Here is a 19,799-nt window from a genome sequence, read left to right on the forward strand (position 1 = left end):
GCGGGGCAACTGGTGCCGACCGCGCGTACCCGACCTCCGGCGGCGGGCAGGATGGGGTGTATGAACAGCTTCGGGCCGCTCCAGTTCCAGCTCGTCCTGCTCCGCCGGATGGCCGACCACCAGCCGGACCTCGTCGAGGACGCGCTCCGGCAACTGGGCGTGTCGAGGGCCGACATGAGGGAGGCGAACCGCCGCTGGCAGGCGATGCTCCGCTCACCGCGCGGCCGCGGCACCCTCTCCCTCTACCGCTCCGTGCTCGGCGAGCCCGAGTCCATGGCCCGCCGCCGCATCGGCGACCTGGAGTGCGACGCGTACCTGTGGCCCGTGCCTCTCCGGCCCGGCCTCCGGTTCGAGGTGCTCGCGGGGCCGGGCGGGGCCGTGTGGAACGAATGGCTGGTCCGGGCACCGGGGGCGGCGGAACCTGAGCTGCGTACCGAGGAGGACCTGCACCCCTGGTGCTGCACGGTCGACGAGGTGGCCAGGGCGTTCCCACCCGTACGCCCGATGGAGGGCACGGCCCCGACCCGCTCGCGGCTGGAGTTCACGCTGCCGGACGGGCGGACGCGCGTCGCGGAGTTCACCTGGGGGCTGCTGCAGCGACTGATGTGACGGGTGGCGCTCCGGTCGAGGGATCCGGGCCTGGTCCGGCTCCGGCTGATGCGGTGTCAGTACGGACCCGTGTCGCACGCCGATCCCACCCCGACCGGCTCAGCCCAGCGCGCGCCCCGCGCCGGACGGTCGCACGATGCGAAAAGGAACCGCTCCGGGAGGATCTGCCGTGACCGTCAGTCTTGAGCAGCTGCGCCGCTGCCATGTCGCCGTCGACCTGGGCGCCGCGCGGACCCGCGTTTTCGTCAAGGGTGCCGGCCTCGTCGTCGACGAGCCGAGCGTGGCCGCCGTGAACACCCGCAACGGAGCGCTCATCGCCGTCGGTGAGTTCGCCGAGAAGATGACCGGCCGCACGCCCGACTACATCCGGGTCATGCGCCCGGTGTCCGGCGGCAGCGTCGTCGACATCGACATGGCCCAGCGCATGCTGCGTCAGCTCCTCGGCGAGAAACTGCGGCGGCAACTGCGCCGCAAGCCCCGGCTCCGCGCCGCCGCCTGCACACCGCACGAGGCCGATCCGCTCGCGCAGCGGGCCACCGTCGAGACACTGGTCGGACTCGGCGCCCGCCGCGTCGAGCTCGTCGACACGCTGATCGCCGCGGCCGTCGGCTGCGGGCTCCCCGTCGAGCAGCCCACCGCCACCATGATCATGGTGTGCGGAGCCGCCACCACCCAGGTCGCCGTCCTCTCCCTGGGCGCGATCGTCACGGCCGTACGGATCCCTGTCGGCGGGGACGCGATCGACCACGCCGTGATCCAGCATCTGCGCCACCAGCATGCGCTGATGCTGCCGAGCCAGTCCGTACGCCCGCTCCAGCTCGCGCTCAGCGAGAACGGGCTCACCGTCCGGGGGCCGGAATCCACCGAGATCCACGGACGTGACGTGGCCACCGGGCTCGCGCGTTCGGTGAGGGTCGACACCGCCGCGGTACGCGATGCCATCCACACCCCGCTCACCGCCGTGCTCGACGGCATCGGGATGATCCTCCGCGAGTGCCCGCCCGACCTGGTGGCCGACCTCGCGGACCGCGGGATCATGATGGTCGGCGGAAGCGCGCTGCTCCCCGGCCTCGACCAGATGCTGCGCGACGCCACAGGAATGCCGGTCCACATCGCGGAGCGGCCCGACGTGTGCGCGGTGCTCGGGCTGGGCGCGATGCTGGAGGGACGGGTGCGGGGGATGATCCTCGACCCTCTCACTGCGTGAGGCTTGCGGGTGTGGTTGTCGTGGTTGGCCGGTGCCGTGTTGTTGCCCGGTGTGTCCGTCCTCAAGCGCCGGACGGGCTCAGGTGTACGGGGTCAGCCCGGACCGGGTCGCGGGCGTTGGGGGCCGTTCCGGGGCTCGCATCCGGGACGGCATGATTTACGGCGCGCCGACCTGCAACACATCGGCAGCGCCCGCGCCGCGCCACAAATCACGCTTTAGTGTCCCGGACACGACCCCTCCACGGCCCCCCTCGGGGCGGGTGGTGGTGGGCCGATCGCCGTGTGTTGGGTAAACCACCCACCGGGCGGCACTCGGCAACGCGGCCGGGGCGGGGCCGTGCAGGGTCGGCCCCGCAGGGGACGGCGGAACTGCTGGTTGCCTGCGAGGTCGGCGGTACGCCGCCGTCCCCGAGGAGTCGAGCCCGGAGGGGCCCCGCCCCACCACCCACCCACAGCCCCCGCCCAAGCCTGTTGGGGGTCCCCCCGGACGAAGTCTGGGGGAGTTTGAGGACGGACACACCGGCCACCATCACGGCACCGGCCAACCCCGTGAAACCCAGCCTGTCCGGCGCTTGAGGACGGACACCCCGGCCGCAGTCACGGCACCGCCCACCACGACAACCGAACCCCCGCCCGGAGGGCTAGCGCGCAGCGCGCAGCGCGATGCGGGTGCTCGACTGGGCGACGCCCGCCTCCCGCTTGAGGCGGCGCAGCAGGGCGTCCAGGGCCGACGGATCCGCCGCGCGGGCGCGGACCAGGTAGTCGTGGGCGCCCGTGACATGGACGACCTCCGTGATGCCCGGGAGGCGGAGCACGACCTCCTCGAACTCCTCGTTCGTCGTGTCCAGGCGCAGGGTGATGTCGATGAAGACGACGAGGCCCTCGCGGCTCCCGGCCGCCGCCGGGTCGACGAGGGTCGTGAAGCCGCGGATCACCCCCTCGCGCCGCATCCTGCGCACCCGGTCCGCCGCCGCGTTCGCGCTCAGCCCGACCCGTACACCCAGATCGCGGTAGGAAATCCGCGCATCCTCCTCCAGTACGCCGAGAATCTCACTGTCGAGGCGGTCCATACCGCGATTGTCGCAGCACGATCCGGAATTCGACCGCACGGTTCTCGCCAGGGGCCCGATCGTGGGCGCCATGAGCGAGATGTGGACAACCGCGGTCGCCGGCGCGGCCGCCGGCCTCGGCGTGGCGATGCCCCTCGGCGCGGTGGGCGTCCTGCTGATCCAGGAGGGGATGCGGGACCGACGCAACGCCGTGGCCGCCGCTGCCGCGGTCGCGGTCGTCGACCTGGCGTACGCGGCGACGGCGACGGCCCTCGGCCCGCTGGTCGCTTCCGCGCTCTCGGGGGTCGAGGCATGGGTGCGGCTGGTGTCGGCGGCTGTGCTGACGGTGATCGCGGTACGAGGACTGTGGGCTTCCCGGCAGCCGGGCGACGGCTCCGCGACCGTCGTCACGCAGGCGCCCGGAGGCGCGCTGCGCACCTTCACCCGCTTCGCCGCGCTGACGCTCGTCAACCCCACCACCGCCCTGTACTTCGTGGCTCTCACCACCGCCCAGGGCGCCTCCCTCAGCGGCGGCGCGGCCGGGGCGGTGTTCGTGGCCGGGGTGTTCGTCGCCTCGTTCGTGTGGCAGCAGGTGCTCGTCGCGGCGAGCGGGTTCACCGGCGCGCGCATCGGAGCGAAGGCGCGGGCCTGGACATTCCGGGCGGGCTACGGACTGGTGGCCGTGTACGCGGTGAAGGTGGCCCTGCCGCTGCCGTAGCCGCAGCCGCAGCCGCGACAGCGTTTGTTACGCACGAGTACGCGAGTTGCGGGGAGAATGATGAAGGCGCGGGCCTGGACGAACAGCCCCGTGCGGACGTGACTTGAGGAGGACGACTCGTGGGTGCTCTCTTCCCTGCTCTGACGGCGGGGCGGCCGGACCGGCCCGCTCTGCGGTTCGGCGACCGTGCGCTGACGTACGGCGAACTGGCGGGGGCGGCCGGGGCGCTGGCGGGGCGGATCCAGGGCGCGGGCCGGGTCGCGGTGTGGGCCACGCCCACGCTGGAAACCGCGGTCGGGGTGGTCGCCGCGCTGCTCGCGGGAGTTCCGGCGGTGCCGCTCAACCCGAGGACCGGTGAACGGGAGCTGACGCACATCGTCGGGGACAGCGGGCCGTCGCTGGTCCTGGCGGGCCCCGAGGATGAACTGCCGCCCGTACTGGGCGCGTTGGAGCGGCTGGACATCGAGGTGTCCGCGCGGGCGGAAGGACCGCTCCCGGCCGAGCCGGCCCGGTCCGCCCCCGCCCTGATCGTCTACACCTCGGGCACGACGGGCCCGCCGAAGGGCGCCGTGCTGCCCCGGCGGGCGATCGCGGCGTCGCTGGACGCGCTGGAGGAGGCGTGGGCGTGGACCGGTGACGATGTACTCGTCCATGCCCTGCCGCTGTTCCATGTGCACGGGCTGATCCTGGGGATCCTCGGCCCGCTGCGGCGGGGAGGCTCGGTACGGCACCTCGGGAAGTTCTCGCCGGAGGGCGTGGCGCGGGAGCTCGGCGCGGGCGGGACGATGCTGTTCGGGGTGCCGACGATGTACCACCGGCTGGCCGAAGCCCTGGACGGCGACCCGGAGTTGGCGAAGGCGCTCGCGGGCGCGCGGCTGCTGGTGTCGGGGTCGGCGGCGCTGCCCCTGCACGACCATGAGCGGATCGCGGCGGGCACCGGGCGGCGGGTGATCGAGCGGTACGGCATGACCGAGACGCTCATGAACACCAGCGTCCGCGTGGACGGCGAGCCTCGGCCGGGATCGGTCGGCCTGCCGCTTCGGGGCGTCGGGCTGCGGCTGGTCGAGGAGGACGGTTCCGAGATCACGGCCCACGACGGCGAGACGGTGGGTGAGATCCAGGTGCGGGGACCGAACCTGTTCACGGAGTACCTGAACCGCCCGGACGCGACGGCGGCGGCCTTCGACGGGGAGTGGTTCCGCACCGGCGACATGGCGGTGCGGGACGCGGACGGCTGCGTACGGATCGTGGGCCGCAAGGCGACGGACCTGATCAAGAGCGGCGGGTACAAGATCGGCGCCGGAGAGATCGAGAACGTGCTGCTGGACCACCCTGGCGTGCGCGAGGCGGCGGTGACCGGGGAACCCGACGCGGATCTGGGTGAGCGGGTGGTCGCGTGGGTGGTGCCGGCGGATCCGGCGCGGCGGCCGTCGGCGGAGGAGCTGGCGGATCATGTGGCCACGCAGCTCGCGCCGCACAAACGGCCCCGTGCGGTCCGCTTCCTGGAGGCCCTTCCGCGCAACGACATGGGCAAGGTCATGAAGCGGGCGCTGACCCATGACTGACGGAACGACCGCGCGCGGGGCGATCGCTCTGATCGCCGGGACGTTCGAGGAGTCGGAGACGGCCTCGCCGGCCAGGGTCTTCCGTTCGGATCAGGCCGGATCAGTGAGCGGGGAGCCGGGAGCGCCCGCGTCCGCGGTTCCAGGCGACGATCCCTCCATATCCCCGACGGCGCAGTCGGCTCCGCCCCAAGGGGCTGACGGCCCCATCGGCTGGGCCGGGTACGGAGCCTCGCGCGCGCGTGCCACGGCCCGCAGCGGCGAGGACGAGTCGGTCGTCTGGGGCACCGCGGAGATCGGCGGGCGCCGGGCCGTGGTCGTCTCGTTCGAGTTCCGTTTCATGGGCGGATCGCTGGGCGAGCGGACCGGTGACCGGCTGGTGGCCGCGTACGGCCATGCCTGCGAGCAACGCCTCCCCCTGGTGTCGCTCATCGCGACCGGGGGCAGCCGTATGCAGGAGGGCATGGTCGCCCTCACCCAGCTCCAGCGCGTGGCGCGGGCCTCCGCGCAGGTGCGCGCGGCCGGACTCCCGCAGGTCGCGGTCGTCCGTGACCCCACGACGGGCGGGGGCTGGGCCACGCTCGGCGCGGGCGCGGACGTGATCCTGGCCCTTCCCTGCGCACAGATCGGCTTCGCCGGCTCCCGCGTCCGCCCGCCGGACGCCGACCCTCACGCGTACACGGCCGAGGGCCAGCTGGCCGCCGGCCAGATCGACGCGATCGTCCGTCCCGAGGACCTGAGGTCCACGCTGTCGCTGTGGCTGACCCTGCTGACGGGCGGTGGGGGCCCGGAGGCCGCTCCGCCCCGCGCGCTCGACGGCGCAGGCCCGGCACCCACCGGCTGGGACGCCGTTCTGCGCGCCCGGGACGCCCGCAGGCCCCGGGCCGGGACATATCTGGACGCCTACTTCGACGAACGGCTGGACATCCAAGGGGACCGGTGCGGTGGGGTGGATCCCGGCATCGTGTGCGGGTTCGGGCTGCAGGAAGGGCGGACGGTGGCGTATGCCGCGCAGGCGGGCACCGCGACCAGGCCGGCCGGCTACCGGACCGCCGCCCGGCTGATACGGCTCGCGGACCGGCTGGGGATCCCCGTGCTGACGCTCGTGGACACCCCGGGAGCCGCCAATGACGCAGAGGCGGAGCGGGAGGGGGCGGGGGCCGCGATCGCGGAGACGTTCGCCGCGATGGCGCAGGCAGGGGTCCCGGTGACGACGCTCGTCATCGGAGAGGGCGGGTCCGGCGGAGCCCTGGCGCTGGCCGCCGCCGGCAACACGTGGGCCACACCGGACAGTTACTTCTCCGTCATCGCGCCCGAACTCGCCGCCGCCATCCTCAAGCGGGCGCCGTCCGAGGCACCGGCGACGGCGGACCAGCTGCGGCTGCGCCCCCAGGAGCTCGTGGAGCTCGGCATAGTGCGGGGGATCGTGCCTCACCGGGAGTGACGGGTGGCCCGGTCATGAAGTACGTCACAGCGGTATGGATCATGCATAGGGACCGTAAGGGCAGGATCGGGACCTAACCACCGTTCGCATGCCCGGACATGGGGCGCCTGGGCACCGTTCCCGTGCTCACCGGTGCGATCCGTCACCCGCGAGTCCGACTTAGGTCACCCTTTCCTGGCGCGGTGGACCTCTGGTAGACGTGGCAGACCCCGACAGCACCACCGGAAGTCTCGCCATGGACAAGGACCGCACGCCCGACGACCTCATACCCTTCACGATCGACCTGACCTTCGAGGAGGCCAGGCGACGGGCCGAGGTCGTCGCCGCCCTCGGGCCCGACTGGGACCCGATGGCCGCCCTGCAGGCCGAGGACGAGGCGTACACGCTTCTCTACTCCGGCCTCGACGCCGAGCAGCAGCGCACCTACGACATGCTCGTGGACGCGGGCGTCCTTCCCGGAGGGGGGCCGGGCCGTGCGACTTCCCATTGATCCCCAGGCGGACATCGCCCGGCGCGCCTGGGTGCCCTGCCCGCGCTGCGACGACGCGCGCGACTGCGCCACCTGCGCCGAGCAGCGCAACTGCGGTGAGCACTGGCGCTATCTGATCTCCAACGCGGGCGCGGTCGTCCATCTCCAGTGCCCCGGCTGCACGCACATGTGGTCGCTCGACACACGACCCGGCGCGAACCGCCCGGACGACGACGAGCCGTATTCCTGCTAGGGCCTCCCGCTCGGAACCGGCCGACGTCGTCGCACCCATGGCCCGGCACGGCGCATCGCCGTACCGGGCCACTTCTTGCGCAAATGAGGGAGCGCGCGGGCCCCGGGAATGTCCGGCCAGGACGACGAAACGTCACATCAGGAACCCGACACGTCCACATGGTTGACATGGACTCAAGGAATTCGACGACCGCCGGATGTCGGGCGGGCGCACCGCCGCAAACCTGCTAGCTCTTGGGCGCGAACAGCACATCGGACACATCAGGACAATCCGGAACGCCTGATCGGTTCGACCCTCTCACGCCCACGAGAAAGGTCCGGGATGCCCAAGATCTTCGGCGTCGCCCTCCTTGCCCTTGCCCTGGCGGCAGCTTCACCGACTTCTGCAGCGGCCGAGGCGCCCGCGGGGTCCGACCGGGCCACCGGGCAGTACATCGTGACCCTCAAGGACACTGCCGCGAACGGGGGCACCGCCGCGTACGGGGACGCCGGAACGGCTGTGGACGCAGCCGTCGACGAGGCGTCCTCCATGGGTGCCGTGGTACGGCATGTCTACCGCCACGCCCTCCACGGCTACTCGGCGTCCATGAGCCCGAGCGCGGCAGCCGCGCTGGCCGAGGACCCGCGGGTGCAGTCGGTGCAGCCCGACCGGATGGTGAGGATCGCCGCCCAGTCGGTCCCGACCGGCGTGAACCGGGCGGATGCCGACCTCAGTCCCACGGCCGCCATCGACGGCGTCGACACCCGGGTGGACGTCGATGTCGCGGTGATCGACACCGGAGTCGACCCGAACCACCGCGACCTGAACGTGTACAAGAGGGGCGGCAAGAACTGCTGGCTGCCCCGGATGGACCAGATGGACCTGCACGGCCACGGCACCCATGTCGCCGGGATCGTCGGCGCCCTGGACAACGGCACCGGAGTGGTCGGTACGGCACCGGGCGCCCGGATCTGGCCGGTCCAGGTGCTCAACCCCCTCGGCATGGGCAGCACCGCTGACGTCATCTGCGGCATCGACTACGTCACCCACCACGCCGACGAGATCGACGTCGTCAACATGAGCCTCGGCGGCGGGGGAAGCGACGACGGCAACTGCGGCAACACGGACGGCGACGCCATGCACCAGGCGATCTGCGCCTCCGTCGCCGCCGGCGTCACCTACGTCGTCGCGGCGGCCAACGACCACGCCGACGCCAAGGACACCACCCCGGCCGCGTACGACGAAGTGATCACCGTCAGCGCGCTGGCCGACTTCGACGGCAAGGCCGGTGGTCTCGGCACCGCCACCTGCCGCAGCGACAGGGACGACACCTTCGCCGACTTCTCCAACTACGGCCCCGACGTCGACCTGATCGCCCCGGGCGTGTGCATCCGCTCGACCTTCGCGGGCGGGGGCTACTCCACCCTGTCCGGCACCTCGATGGCATCGCCCCACGTCGCGGGCGGTGCGGCCCTGTACCGGGCGACCCACCCGGGCGCGTCGCCGAGCGCGGTCAAGGCCGCTCTGGTGAACGCCGGCGGCTTCGACTGGATCTCGCCGTCCGAGGACGGCGACAGCATCAAGGAGCCTCTCCTCAGGCTCAGTTCGTTCTGATCGCCCGGACCGGTGACCGCCTCACCGGCCACGGGTGCCCGACCCCGTGGGCGCGGACCCTGAGGTCCCTCGCCCACGGGGTCGCCCGTTCGCGCCCGCGGGCCGACCGCTCGGGCCGCCTGTCAGGCCCTGCTAGGGGGTCGGCTCGCGGGCGTCGTACCGTACGAATCCCCGTCCGCGCAGGGCCAGAAGGCCGATCGCGAGGACGCAGGCGAGACCGCCGCCGGTGACGGCGACCGCGGGGGACGTGAGGTCGGCGACCGATCCGGCGAGGAAGTCCCCGAGACGCGGTCCACCCGCGACGACGACGAGGAACACCCCCTGGAGGCGTCCGCGCATCTCGTCCGGCGCCGCCGCCTGGAGCATGGTGTTCCGGAACACCATGGACACGGTGTCCGCGCAGCCGGCGAGAGCGAGGAAGAACAGCCCGAGCCAGAGGTTCCTGGTCAGCCCGAACACGGCGATCGCCGTTCCCCAGGCGGCGACGGCGAGCAGGATCGCCACGCCGTGCCGCCGGATCCGCCCCTGCCAGCCCGAGAACACACCGCCGAGGAGCGCGCCCACGGCGGGCGCGGCGACGAGGAGGCCGGTGATACGGGCGTCACCGCCGTACCAGAGCACGGCGACGGCGGGGAACAGCGCGCGCGGATGCGCCAGGATCATGGCGCAGAAGTCGGAGAAGAACGTCATCCGGATGTTCGGGCGGGTGGCGAGGAAGCGCAGCCCGTCGAGGACCGATGCCCGCGCCGCCCGACCGCGGTCGGGCAGCATGGCCGGCAGCCGCCACATCGCGTACAGCGCGGCACCGAAGGCGACGGCGTCGACGAGGTAGGCCGTCTGGTAGCCCCCGTATCCGACGATCAGTCCTCCGAGCATCGGACCGAGCAGCATCCCCGACGTCATCGTCATCGAGCCGAGCGCATTGGCGGCGGGCAGCTGCTCGGGCGGCAGCAGACGGGGGATCATCGCGGTGCGGGCCGGCGAGTTGAGCGCGGCGCACACCGCCTGCAGTGCGACGACGCCGTACAGGAACCAGACGTGGTGGACGCCCGCGAACGCGGCGGCGGCAAGGGCTGCCGACAGGGCCGCGGACCCGCTCGCGCTGTACAGCCCGAGCTTGCGGCGGTCGACGGTGTCGGCGACGGCGCCCCCGTACAGCCCGAAGACGATCAGCGGAATCAGCGAGAAGAGCCCGACCAGCCCGACGGAGAAGGTGGAGCGGGTGAGGTCGTACACCTGGAGCGAGACGGCCAGGGTGGTCATCCCCTGCCCGATCCAGGAAACGGTGTTCCCGAACCACAGCCGCCGGTAGTCGGCGGAGGAGCGCAGCGGGGTGAGGTCGGCGAGTATGCGGCGCTTGCGGGGCGTGGTGCCGGTCGCGGTCATGCGACGTCGGGTTCGGACCCGGGCCGCGTGCGGCGAGCAGATCGGGAGGCTATCGGCGACATACGGCGCAGTATAGGGACGCAGGGACCCATGCCCCTTACGCCGGATCGGTGGCCGCGACTGCATCGTTCGGTGTAGTGCCGGTCGTTCCCTGTGGCGATGCCCGGCCGGGGCCGTCGTGGTCGTATGGGAGCGACCCCGACCCCGACCTCGCCACCGGCACGGAGGCCATGTGATGCACCCCGACCCCGGCCCCGGCCCCGTTCTCGCGTCCGACGCCGAGCGTGAGGCCACGGTCGAGCGGCTGAGGGTCGCCGCCGTGGAGGGCCGGCTGACCCTGGAGGAGCTCGCCGAGCGCTCCGAGGTCGCATATCTGGCCCGTACCAGGTCCGAACTGGCCGCGGTCGCCGAGGATCTGCCCCTGCCCGTGCGGCCGCCCGCCGGATCGCCGCCGCCTTCCCCCGGCCGCGGCCGGACCGCCGTTCGCGCCCTGATCGGCGACGTGGTCCACCGCGGTCCGGTGCCGGGGGCGGAGCACGTCATCGAGGCCACCGCGGTCCTCGGCGATCTGATCCTGGACCTCTCGGCGGCCAGGGCCCCCGCGTCGGGCGTCCTGACCGTCACGGCCTGGGCCGTCCTGGGGGATGTGACGCTGGTGGTACCCGAGGGTGTGGAGACGGAAGTGACGTGCTCCGGCATGGTCGGCGGTGTACGCGATCTGACGCGGCCCCGTCCGTCGGCACCGGACCTGGCGCCACGGGTGCGGGTGACCGGAGTCGCGGTCCTCGGCGACATCGTCGTCACGCATCCCGCGGCGGTTCACCGTTCGGTGTGGCGCATGTGGCTGGACACGCACCGCACCCGGCCGATCAGCGGATGACAGTGCCGGTGGGGCGGCCGGTTCGGGGTATCGGGACCCCATGACTATTCCGCATCCCGCCGACCGCGGAGGCGAGCGGCGGGGACGATTCGAGCAGCTGGCCGAGGCCGCTTCGAGGCTCACCAGCTCCCCCGCCTTCTTCGCACTCTGTCTGGCTCTGGTCGCCATCGTGGTCGCCGTGCACGTAGCCGGGCTCGACATCTCGTGGCAGCTGTTCGCCGGCGACTGCATGACCGCGGTGACGCTGCTGCTCCTCGCGCTGCTGAAGAACTCGGAGCTGCGGGCCGAGCGCGCGATCCAGCGCAAGCTGGACGCGATTGCCGCCGCCCTCCTCGAGGCGCAGGAGGGTGAGCCCGGGAAGGCGCACGAGGATCTCAGGGCCGCGATCGGGATGGAGGACGAGATCTGAGGCGGCCCCCGCCCGGTGGGTGGCCGTGCCCCGGACGCCGACCCCGCTCCCGCCGTCGTACGGGCCCCGGGCGCCGGTCAGACCTGTTCGAACGGCAGATGCGGGTCCGTGATCCCGCCGGGACAGGCGAGTGAGGCGATGTCCCAGCCCGCCCGTGAGGCGCCCGCCTGATACGCGCTTTCGTAGAAGGCGAGCACGGCCGCACGGGGATCGGGCTCGGCGCGGGCGGCGTCGTAGCCCAGTACGGCCAGGTGACTGTCGCCGCGCGCGACCCAGTCCGCCGCCGTCGGCCTGAGCGGCTCCCCTGCCAGGCCGGCGGGCTCGGGAGCGGTGTACGAGTAGAAGGCGGGCTCGGCGAAGTTGTCGTCGCCGAACCAGAAGCCGAAGGAGATGACCTCGCGGGAGTACGCCTCCCGCGTCACGGGATCGATCTGCGGAGGCTGGTCGACGTGCCGCTCGGAGAAACGGGTGTGGGCGATGTCGAAGGTGTGCCAGAAGTGGTGCACCGGGCTGACCTTGCCGGAGAAGCCTGCCGCGAACTCCTCGAGGACCGAGGCCACCTGACTGAGCACCTGCCAGTACCGGTTGGCCCATGCGGGATCGTAGGCCGCATGTTCGGTGTCCTCCGCGAACGGCCGGCCGGTGTCGGGCAGGTCGAAGGGCCTGGGCACGTCGATGTCCACCCGGATGCCCAGCGCGGCCAGCGCGGCAAGGGTGCTGTCGTGGAAGGAGGCGACGGACCGGCCCACCAGCGGGAAGGACTCCGCCCTGCCGTCGAGGGTGGTGACGACCAGTTGATGACCGACGAAATCGAAGTCGATCGTGAAGAGCGGTCCCCCGTCGGCCGGTCTCATGGGGCGTGTGGTGATACCGCGACCGGTGAGATGGAAAGGGGCGTTCCACCAGTGGTTGCGCCGGGGACTCGCGGCTAGGCGGATCTTGCCGACGACCTGCGTGAACCGGTGCAGTGTCTCTTTGGTGTCCCGCCACTGGTCGAGCGGCATCGTCGGGAACGGGTCCATCGCGTTCCCCTTCCTGCCCGGCACGGCGACGCCCGGCGCGGTTCCATGATGGCCACGCCGGACGGGTACGGCACCTCGGAGTACGCCGGCCTCCCGGCGTACTCCGGCCCCCGGCTGCTCCGGCTCCGTCCACGGTGGGTCCCCTTCCCGGAGGCCGCCCGCGACCCCCTACGGGCGCCGGTCAGCCACAGACACTGACCGGGCCTCACGACGAATGCGCCGAGGAAGACCACGGTGGCCAGGCGATCCGCGGCACGTTCCGCGACCGGTCCGGCCAGGATGCCGGCGTAGCTGTGGAGCACCCAGATGCACCTCGGTGGTCCTCGTACCGGAGAAGATCCGCCAGGTCATGGACGTGGGTGGACACACCGACGTCGCGGGTGAGCCGGCGCCGGTGTTCGCCCTGCCCACTGAGGCTCGGTGCCAGAACCCGGTGACCGCGCACGGTCAGCAGATCGCGCACCTGTCGCCGGCACCAGGCCTCCGTGCAGCCTGGCGGCCGCGTATGTGCCCGGCTCGTTCTCTCCCTCGAATGGCCACCGCGGTGGGCGTGAGTGAGTCGTCCATCCGGCCGCATTCGGGATGTCAGGCGCTCGCCGGCTGATCACGGTGCTTAGCGTCAGGCGCGGCGACCATCGGCGCCGCGGCGTCCCGAACGCGCATCACGGAGGAACGCCGCCGATTTCTCAGCACTCAGCTACTCAGCACGCCTCGGTGTGCATGCAGGAGGTCTTCATGTCGGGTATCGCGGTGCTGCGCATGCCGCAGCGGGCAGCGGCGGGAGAAAGGGACGGCCGCGGACGTTCCTGGTGGCTGCGCATGCGGGCCTGGGTGGCGGGCATGGCGGTTCTGGCAGGTCTGGCCACCCCGCTCGCCCTGGCCGCTCCCGCGGCGGCGCAGTCGGGAACCTTCGCCTACGTGGCCAACCAGGGCTCGGACTCCGTGTCGGTGATCGACACCACCACCAACACCGTCATCGACACCATCATCGTCGGCGACGCTCCCAACGGTGTGGCGTTCTCCCCGGACCGCACCCGGGCCTATGTCACCAACCTCAACGACGGCAACGTATCGGTGATCAATACCTTCACCCACGCCGTCATCGCCACCGTCGACGCCGGGGACGGCCCTCTCGGGCTGGCGGTCACCCCGGACGGCACCAAGGTCTACGTCGCCAACGAAACCTCGAGCGACGTGACGGTGATCGACACCGCCACCAACACCGTCATCACCACCATCGTCGTCGCCGGCAACCCGTTCGACGTGGCGATCACCCCGGACAGCGCCAAGGCCTACGTGAGCAGTTCCAACGGGTCCAGTGTGTCGGTGATCAACACCGCCACCAACGCCGTCACCGCCACCATTCCCGTCGGCACGACTCCCCTCGGTCTGGCGGTCACCCCGGACGGGACCACCCTCTACGTCGCCGTCCAGGACGCGGACAACGTGACCGTGATCGACACCACCACCGACGCCGTCACCAACACCATCCCCATCCCCACCGCCGATCCCCGCGATGTGGCGTTCACCCCGAACGGCGCCAAGGCCTACGTCCCCGACCTGGGGAACCCCGGCACGGTGTCGGTGATCGACACCACCACCGAGGCCGTCATCGGGACCGTCAACGTCAATAACAACCCCGTCGGTGTCGCGGTCACACCGGACGGCGGCTTCGCCTACGTCACCAACTTCCTCTCGGGCAACGTGTCGGTGATCAACACCACCACCGACGTCGTCGTCGCCACCGTCACCGTCGGCAGCAACCCGTTCGGTGTCGCGGTCGCCGACGTCCCGGCGTCGGCGGCGGCCGAGTGCCCCCCGGGCAGCGTCATCACCGGCGGCGGCGCCGAGCTCAGCGGCCCACCGCCGAGCGACTTCACCAGCAAGCCGGTCGGCGACACCTGGCAGGTGTCCCTCACCAACGAGTCCGACGAGCCCATCACCTTCACCCCCTACGCCGTGTGCGCGGACAACACCCCGTAGGGCGGATCGCCGCTACGACCACGTCCGATTCCCGAACGACCTGGAGAACACCATGACTTCTGACCGCACATCGCCACCGCGGTCACCGCTGGGGCCGCTGGGTCCGCTGCCCCGGCGGACCACCTGGCAGACCGGCGGCGCGATCGCGTCGCTCGCTCTCGTCCTCGGAGGGATCGCCGTCCCGGTCGCCGCCGCCGTACAGCGGGCGGACACGCCTCCCCACCGCAGCACCGCGACACCGGCGGACGACAGGGACCGGTGCGACGACCCCTGGGGCCCGAACAGCCTGGACGGGGCCGACCGGTGCAAGCCGGGCCGCGGCCCCACGGGACCCACCGGCCCCACGGGTGCGATCGGCTCCACGGGTGCGACCGGCTCCACGGGTGCCACCGGGGCCACGGGTGCCACCGGGGCCACGGGCGCCACAGGACCGACCGGCCCGACCGGCCCCACCGGCCCCACAGGACCCACCGGCTCGACAGGCCCGACAGGCCCGACAGGCGCGACGGGAACCACCGGTCGCACAGGAGCGACCGGCGCCACCGGTCCCACCGGAGCTCCCGGACCGGTGGACACCTTCATCGTTCGCGGGGAGACCGTGACGGTTCCTCCCACGGAGATCCCACTGGGCCGCTGACCGCTTCACGGCAGGGCTCCTGGCCGGTGCGACCGGTGCGTCGAACCACCGGTACCCGCCTCAGGAGCCCTGCGTGACGCGGTCCGGGATGTCCGTCGCGCGTCGGCCTTCGGGTGAGGGTGACGCCCGGGCGTCTCAGTCGCCGCCCAGGCGCCTTCGGTCCTCCTTGCTCCATGCACGGGTGTCCCGCGGCAGGACGTACGGCTCCTCGTCCTCGGGGTGGCCGCCGGCGATCGCGCGTTCGCGAGACATCTCGGCGTCGAATTCCAGGCCCAGCAGGATCGCCAGATTGGAGATCCACAGCCACACAAGGAAGATGATCACGCCGGCGAGCGTTCCGTAGATCCTGTTGTACGAGCCGAAGTTCGAAACGAACAACGCGAAGCCCGCGGAGGCTGCCATCCAGACGACCAGGGCCACGAAACTGCCGGGCGAGACCCATCTGAAGCCTCGGCCCCGTGCGTTCGGCGCTGCCCAGTAGAGGATCGCGATCATGGTCGTCGCCAGCAGGAGCAGGACGGGCCACTTGGCGACCGACCACACCGTGAGCGCGGTGCCACCGATCCCCAGAGCCCGTCCCACATGCTGAGCGAGGCCTCCCGTGAACACCACGATCAGCGCGCTGAGGCAGGCGAGCACCAGCAGCAGCAGTGTCAGGAGCAGCCGCAGAGGTGTGACCTTCCAGATCGGGCGGCCCTCCGGCACGTCGTAGACGGCGTTGGACGTACGGATGAAGGCTGCCACGTATCCAGAACCCGACCACAGGGCGCCCAGCAGACCGACGACCGCGAGAATCGACCCGGTCGAACCGCTGGAGCGGAGCTGCTCGACGGAGCCGATGATGATGTCACGGGCCGCGCCGGGTGTGAGTTGGTCGAGATTGCTCAGGAGAGTCCGGATCGCCGACTCCCCCGCGACGCCGAGCAGGGATACCAGCAGCAGCAGCGCGGGGAAGAGCGCCAGCACCCCGTAGTACGTCAGAGCCGCCGCCCGGTCCACCAGCTCGTCGTCCCTGAACTCGGTCACGGTCCGGCGCAGCACCGCCGTCCAGGACTTCTTCGACAGATCGCCCGGGTGGTCCGGCGCCTGTCGCTCCACCTGCGGGTCGGGTCCGGCTTCCTCCGGCGCGTCGCGGCTCCGGTCAGGGGCGTTCCGCTCACCCTGCTGGTTCCGGCCGGACTCGCGTCTGCGCTGCCATGGTGCCGCCATACGGTGGGGATAACCGCAAACCTCGTGGTCATGCCGGCGACGGCGGACCGATGTGAAGCTGCTTCCGGCAGGAGGACCACGCGGGCTCGGAAGGCCCCGGCCACGACGTGGCGAGGCGGGGCGAGGCCGTGCTCAGTCCGGGAGGGTGCTCCCTCGGGCCCCGTCACCGCGAGGGACCTCGTCGGCCGCAGAGCCGGCGAGGATCTCGAGCAGAGGGGCGATGTACCGGTCGCCCTCCGCGGGATGGCGGAACTTGCCGCCCATGATCACCTGGTACTTGTTCCGCCGGCCTTCGCGTGTGTGCGTGAGGTATCCGGCTTCCTCGAGGTCGGCGACGAGGGCCTGAACGGTCCTCTCGGTCAGGTCCAGCGCCGAGGCGAGGTCACGGATCCGGGCCCATGGATCGCGCGCGATCGCCGACAGCACACGGGTGTGGTTGGTCAGGAAGGTCCACGCTTTGCGTGGTGGCTCGGACGCGTCCATGGTCCTATCATACGCAGCCGGATACACGTTTCCCAAAAGCAGAATTGAATTTCAGGTATCTCTTGACGTGTCTCCCGGGTGGTACGAACATGAGGAAGCAGGTTGCCCCCCAGCTGGAGTGCGATCATGACCACTTCTTCCGGCGACCACGCCGAGCTCCGAGCCGGAGCAGCGCCTCTGGACCCGCGTGCCGGGCACCCGGGTGGTGCGAGGCTCGCGGCGACGGTGAGCGGCGGCGATCAGGACCGGACCCTCTCGGCCGCAGCCGACCGGACGGACACCGACGCGGCCGGCTCGCGCGGGCCGTCCTCGGACGAGACGGCCGTACCGTTCCCCGCGCTGTTCGCCGACGTATGCCATGCCCTCGCCGACGTCGGCTTCCAGACCGACCCTCAGGACACCGATGGCGCTCCCGGGCTGACCGTCGAGGCGCAATCGCGGGGAGTTGTCGTCTCATGGGCCGACCCGGTAGGTGCCCACACCCCGAGCGCGGCCGATTCCGGTCATGAACACGTATCCGCCAACGGGTATCCCGGGATTCACAGAGCCCTGGGCATCGCGGTGGTGGTCGCCCTCACCGGTGCCGGTTTCAGGATGGACGATCCGGTCAGGGACAACGAGGTGGTGGTGACCGGACGAGAGCCCGGGCATCAGGGCCGGGGGCGCTCCGAGAACGACGCGGCAGCCGCAGAGATGATCAGAGAGGCCGTCGTCGCACGGGCGACCGTGGACGAGGCGACAGGGCTCATCACCGCCACCGCTCGGCTGACTCCGGGACAGGGGCGGGCGGTCCTGCAGGAAGTCTCACAGCACACCGGCATCCCCTTGCTGCGTCTCGCCGAGCTCGTCGTCGGCTGGGCCGGCCACGGGGAGATCACCGCCGACCTCCGGGAGGAACTGGAGCGAAGCCTTGCCAGGCATCAGCCGCTCACCGGGACGGCGCCGCCCGAGGGGGGCTGAACCGCGCACCTCGCAGGAACGAAGCACGCCGGCCGACGGGCCCTGCCCGCCACGCCTCTCCGCTCGCAGGACGGGACACGGCCTTCCCACCGAAGTCGGCCTCCCACCGCAGTCGGCCTCCCACCGCAGTCGGCCTCCCACCGCAGTTGGCCGAATCCGGCTGCGTGAGCGGGGCCGGGCCGGGAAGACGCTGCGACAGGTATCCACAGTCTCCCGGAAAGGTGAACCTGTGACCCCATCCACGCAGGCCGGCCACACGTCCACGCGGCCGCCGGAGACCCGGACCCCGGCCCCGCCCAGCCCGATCGCCGGAGATCTGCCCTGGATCGAGGACGGCGCGAGCCTTCCGCCGAGGGACGCGCGCGAGCTTTCGAAACTGTTCTTCGACCGGCTCCGCGTCCTGGAAGAGGGCACGCCGGAGTACCAGTACGCACGCAACACGCTGATCGAGATGAACCTGTCCCTGGTCAAGTTCGCGGCCGGCCGGTTCCGCAACCGCGGCAGCGGGGACATGGAGGACATCGTCCAGGTCGGCACGATCGGTCTCATCAAGGCCATCGACCGCTTCGACCTCAGCCGCGAGGTCGAGTTCACCTCGTTCGCCGTCCCCTACATCGTCGGCGAGATCAAGCGGTACTTCCGCGACGCCAGCTGGGCCGTCCATGTCCCCCGGCGTCTGCAGGAACTACGCGTAGAACTGGCCAAGGCCAAGGAGTACTTGGCCACCACACTCGACCGCGATCCCACCGTCAAGGACCTCGCCGCTCACCTCGGCATCGGCGAGGACGAAGTCGTGGAGGGCCTGGTGGCCGCCAACGGCTACACGGCCGGCTCCCTCGACACCCCCAATGCCGACACCGAGGACGCTCCGGCCCACCTCAGCAGCGGCCGCCCGTACGCCGACCTCGTCGGCGACGACGACCCGGCGATGGAACTCGTCGAGGACTTCCACGCACTCGCCCCACTGCTCACCCGGCTGAGCGACCGCGAACGCACCATCCTGGAGATGCGCTTCGGCCAGGAGATGACGCAGGCCCAGATCGGCGCCGGACTCGGCATCTCCCAGATGCACGTCTCCCGCCTGCTCACCCGCACCCTCACCCGGCTGCGCCGCGGCATGCTGACCGAGCACTGACCGCACGGCGGCCGGCGAGGTTGCGCCCCGTGTATCGGCGGCCTGCGGCGGGTGTGCCGTGACCGTCCGGGGGAACGCGCCGCCATAGGCACACGGCGCAGGGCCGTTGCTCCGGACAAGCGGAAACGAGGCTCGAATGCGCAAGAAGAAGAAGAAGGTCCCACTCCTCTACAAGCCGGTCGGATTCGCCCTTAGCTGGGCCGGCGGTGCGCTTGCCGGGCTGGCCTTCCAGACGGTCTGGAAGGCCGTACGCCACGAGGACGACGCCCCCGACGCGCTGGACCAGGACCGGGGCTGGGGCGAGATCCTCTTGGCAGCAGCGGCCCAGGGCGCGATCTTCGCCGTCGTACGCAGTGCGATCGACCGCTCGGGAGCGAAGGCCGTCCACCACGCGACCGGCATCTGGCCCGGGGGAGCGGAAGGCGGCCGGGACTAGCGTCTTTCGTCCGGATCAGGCCGGATGGGAGAGCGGGGCCCGGCCCTGCCTCGCAAGGCGGCGGAAGGAGCCCACGCGGTGGGGGCACCTCCCAGCGGTGGCTGGGGGGACGTCGGCGGCCGGGACGACGCAGCGAGGTGCGGCGCCAAGGCACACAAGCCCGGCAAGATCCGAACGAGAGGCCCTGGCGTCGGGACGCGTGGAGCGTCCGCGGAGACAGCGGTCGCTCCGGAGGCCGCGGGCGGTCCGGTCCCGCGGCCGGTTGTGCGGCACGGTCGACGGCGGATCCGCGGTCCGCGGCAGGTCGGCGGTCCGCGGGAGAGGCGCGGTCCGCGGCAGGTCGGCGGTCCGGCGGC

General features: G+C 71.7%; 20 protein-coding genes. 15 read left to right on the forward strand and 5 right to left on the reverse strand.

The window, feature by feature from the left end:
• The first annotated feature begins 60 nt into the window (after window positions 1-60).
• Together ACFU5O_RS01975 and ACFU5O_RS01980 are read left to right on the forward strand one after the other, a co-directional pair.
• Window positions 61-609, forward strand: a complete 549-nt coding sequence (locus ACFU5O_RS01975) for a hypothetical protein (protein WP_384235149.1) — start codon at window positions 61-63, stop codon at window positions 607-609.
• A gap of 169 nt (window positions 610-778) precedes the next feature.
• A complete protein-coding gene (locus ACFU5O_RS01980) occupies window positions 779-1,816 on the forward strand; it encodes a rod shape-determining protein (protein ID WP_384235151.1) in 1,038 nt (345 codons plus the stop codon).
• Window positions 1,817-2,456: 640 nt separating this feature from the next.
• Here the strand turns inward: ACFU5O_RS01980 and ACFU5O_RS01985 are convergent.
• Complete coding sequence (locus ACFU5O_RS01985; RefSeq protein WP_384235154.1) at window positions 2,457-2,885, reverse strand: Lrp/AsnC family transcriptional regulator; 429 nt, start codon at window positions 2,883-2,885, stop codon at window positions 2,457-2,459.
• A 70-nt stretch (window positions 2,886-2,955) separates the two neighbouring features.
• On the opposite strand from ACFU5O_RS01985, the gene ACFU5O_RS01990 reads away from it, so the two are divergent.
• The 6 genes from ACFU5O_RS01990 to ACFU5O_RS02015 all read left to right on the forward strand — a co-directional run bounded on the left by ACFU5O_RS01990 (window position 2,956) and on the right by ACFU5O_RS02015 (window position 8,903).
• A complete protein-coding gene (locus tag ACFU5O_RS01990; protein WP_384235156.1) occupies window positions 2,956-3,582 on the forward strand; it encodes a LysE family transporter in 627 nt (208 codons plus the stop codon).
• Window positions 3,583-3,701: 119 nt separating this feature from the next.
• Complete coding sequence (locus ACFU5O_RS01995; RefSeq protein ID WP_384235158.1) at window positions 3,702-5,147, forward strand: acyl-CoA synthetase; 1,446 nt, start codon at window positions 3,702-3,704, stop codon at window positions 5,145-5,147.
• Entirely contained in the window at window positions 5,140-6,588 is a 1,449-nt protein-coding gene (locus tag ACFU5O_RS02000) for a carboxyl transferase domain-containing protein (protein ID WP_384235161.1), read from the forward strand. The genes ACFU5O_RS01995 and ACFU5O_RS02000 overlap by 8 nt, the downstream gene beginning before the upstream one ends.
• Window positions 6,589-6,823: 235 nt before the next feature.
• Complete coding sequence (locus ACFU5O_RS02005; protein WP_384236366.1) at window positions 6,824-7,078, forward strand: DUF6400 family protein; 255 nt, start codon at window positions 6,824-6,826, stop codon at window positions 7,076-7,078.
• Window positions 7,062-7,310, forward strand: coding sequence for a hypothetical protein (locus tag ACFU5O_RS02010; protein ID WP_384235163.1), 249 nt, complete (start codon window positions 7,062-7,064; stop codon window positions 7,308-7,310). The genes ACFU5O_RS02005 and ACFU5O_RS02010 overlap by 17 nt, the downstream gene beginning before the upstream one ends.
• A gap of 321 nt (window positions 7,311-7,631) precedes the next feature.
• The gene (locus ACFU5O_RS02015) at window positions 7,632-8,903 is read left to right on the forward strand and encodes a S8 family serine peptidase (RefSeq protein WP_384235165.1); all 1,272 of its coding nucleotides are present in this window, start codon (window positions 7,632-7,634) and stop codon (window positions 8,901-8,903) included.
• A 132-nt stretch (window positions 8,904-9,035) separates the two neighbouring features.
• On the opposite strand, the gene ACFU5O_RS02020 is transcribed toward ACFU5O_RS02015, so the two are convergent.
• Entirely contained in the window at window positions 9,036-10,289 is a 1,254-nt protein-coding gene (locus tag ACFU5O_RS02020) for an MFS transporter (protein ID WP_384235168.1), read from the reverse strand.
• A gap of 235 nt (window positions 10,290-10,524) precedes the next feature.
• On the opposite strand from ACFU5O_RS02020, the gene ACFU5O_RS02025 reads away from it, so the two are divergent.
• Complete coding sequence (locus ACFU5O_RS02025; protein ID WP_384235170.1) at window positions 10,525-11,169, forward strand: DUF1707 domain-containing protein; 645 nt, start codon at window positions 10,525-10,527, stop codon at window positions 11,167-11,169.
• Window positions 11,170-11,209: 40 nt separating this feature from the next.
• On the forward strand, window positions 11,210-11,578 hold the full coding sequence (locus ACFU5O_RS02030) for a low affinity iron permease family protein (RefSeq protein ID WP_384235172.1): 369 nt from the start codon (window positions 11,210-11,212) through the stop codon (window positions 11,576-11,578).
• Between the two features lie 77 nt (window positions 11,579-11,655).
• On the opposite strand, the gene ACFU5O_RS02035 is transcribed toward ACFU5O_RS02030, so the two are convergent.
• Window positions 11,656-12,600, reverse strand: a complete 945-nt coding sequence (locus tag ACFU5O_RS02035; protein ID WP_384235173.1) for a DUF5996 family protein — start codon at window positions 12,598-12,600, stop codon at window positions 11,656-11,658.
• A 735-nt stretch (window positions 12,601-13,335) separates the two neighbouring features.
• Between ACFU5O_RS02035 and ACFU5O_RS02040 the strand changes: the two genes are divergently transcribed.
• Window positions 13,336-14,583: a beta-propeller fold lactonase family protein gene (locus tag ACFU5O_RS02040; protein WP_384235174.1), complete on the forward strand. Its 1,248-nt coding sequence runs from the start codon at window positions 13,336-13,338 to the stop codon at window positions 14,581-14,583.
• A gap of 52 nt (window positions 14,584-14,635) precedes the next feature.
• On the forward strand, window positions 14,636-15,220 hold the full coding sequence (locus tag ACFU5O_RS02045; protein ID WP_384235176.1) for a hypothetical protein: 585 nt from the start codon (window positions 14,636-14,638) through the stop codon (window positions 15,218-15,220).
• 135 nt (window positions 15,221-15,355) lie between these two features.
• Here ACFU5O_RS02045 and ACFU5O_RS02050 read toward each other — a convergent pair whose 3' ends face one another.
• Together ACFU5O_RS02050 and ACFU5O_RS02055 are read right to left on the reverse strand one after the other, a co-directional pair.
• Complete coding sequence (locus tag ACFU5O_RS02050; protein WP_384235178.1) at window positions 15,356-16,429, reverse strand: YihY/virulence factor BrkB family protein; 1,074 nt, start codon at window positions 16,427-16,429, stop codon at window positions 15,356-15,358.
• 132 nt (window positions 16,430-16,561) lie between these two features.
• Complete coding sequence (locus ACFU5O_RS02055) at window positions 16,562-16,912, reverse strand: helix-turn-helix transcriptional regulator (RefSeq protein WP_384235180.1); 351 nt, start codon at window positions 16,910-16,912, stop codon at window positions 16,562-16,564.
• A 126-nt stretch (window positions 16,913-17,038) separates the two neighbouring features.
• On the opposite strand from ACFU5O_RS02055, the gene ACFU5O_RS02060 reads away from it, so the two are divergent.
• The 3 genes from ACFU5O_RS02060 (at window position 17,039) to ACFU5O_RS02070 (ending at window position 19,443) form a co-directional block, all read left to right on the forward strand.
• Window positions 17,039-17,872, forward strand: a complete 834-nt coding sequence (locus ACFU5O_RS02060) for an ANTAR domain-containing protein (protein ID WP_384235182.1) — start codon at window positions 17,039-17,041, stop codon at window positions 17,870-17,872.
• A gap of 304 nt (window positions 17,873-18,176) precedes the next feature.
• Window positions 18,177-19,007: a SigB/SigF/SigG family RNA polymerase sigma factor gene (locus ACFU5O_RS02065; protein ID WP_384236369.1), complete on the forward strand. Its 831-nt coding sequence runs from the start codon at window positions 18,177-18,179 to the stop codon at window positions 19,005-19,007.
• Between the two features lie 136 nt (window positions 19,008-19,143).
• On the forward strand, window positions 19,144-19,443 hold the full coding sequence (locus ACFU5O_RS02070) for a DUF4235 domain-containing protein (protein ID WP_384235184.1): 300 nt from the start codon (window positions 19,144-19,146) through the stop codon (window positions 19,441-19,443).
• Window positions 19,444-19,799: the final 356 nt, after the last annotated feature.

Source organism: Streptomyces sp. NPDC057445 (genome assembly GCF_042802855.1).
Lineage (GTDB): Bacteria > Actinomycetota > Actinomycetes > Streptomycetales > Streptomycetaceae > Streptomyces.